Annotated in this window: 2 protein-coding genes; both read left to right on the forward strand. The window is 72.8% G+C overall.

Going from position 1 to position 657, the window contains the following annotated elements:
* On the forward strand, nucleotides 1–202 hold a 202-nt coding region (locus PROKR_RS36765; RefSeq protein WP_036959399.1), incomplete at its 5' end, for a hypothetical protein.
* Nucleotides 203–318: 116 nt separating this feature from the next.
* Nucleotides 319–591: a hypothetical protein gene (locus PROKR_RS02810; RefSeq protein WP_051432619.1), complete on the forward strand. Its 273-nt coding sequence runs from the start codon at nucleotides 319–321 to the stop codon at nucleotides 589–591.
* Nucleotides 592–657 lie beyond the last annotated feature (66 nt).

The following is a 657-nucleotide window of genomic DNA, read 5'->3' on the forward strand; positions in this document are numbered from 1 at the left end:
GCAACCCGGCGTCGTCCGGGCCGAGGGCGTCGAGATCGACGGACCAGGCCTGGGCGGCGAGGTCCGGGCCGGACCCGGTGCTCGGCGCGACGGCGGCGACGGCCGTGCCCGAGACGACCAGGAGGGCGGCACGTGGTCGCTGCCAGGAGGGGCGGCGCGGCGTCGGGAACTGCGGGCCTGGGTCACCATGCCCCGAATGTAGGCGCCACCTATTTCACCCGCGAGGCGAAGCGAGCGAAATTTCGGTCAGGCCCGGGTGGTGCATGATCGGGGGAGTACCGAGCACGACCCGAGACAGCGATCAGCAAGGAGAAGCACGTGTCCGAGTTCCTGGCCGACAAGCCCGGCAAGTACGACCTCGACGGCGACGGCATCACGGACGTCGAGGTCGCAGACACCGATGGCGACGGCGTCGTGGACGCCCAGTTCGAGGACTACGACGGCGACGGCGTGCCTGACGTCGAGCTGTACGACACCGACGGCGACGGCGTGCCCGACGTCGTCGTGGAGACCGCCGGCGGTACGCGGACCATCTCCGTGGACGTCGACGGCGACGGCGTGGACGACGCCGTGGACTCGTTCCCGGCCTGAGCCCAGGCCAGGAACCGGGCCGCCCGCAGGCGCCCCGCCGCCGGCGTCACGCCGCGGCGGGCGCCT

The organism is Promicromonospora kroppenstedtii DSM 19349 (assembly GCF_000515355.1).
Classification (GTDB): Bacteria; Actinomycetota; Actinomycetes; order Actinomycetales; family Cellulomonadaceae; genus Promicromonospora; species Promicromonospora kroppenstedtii.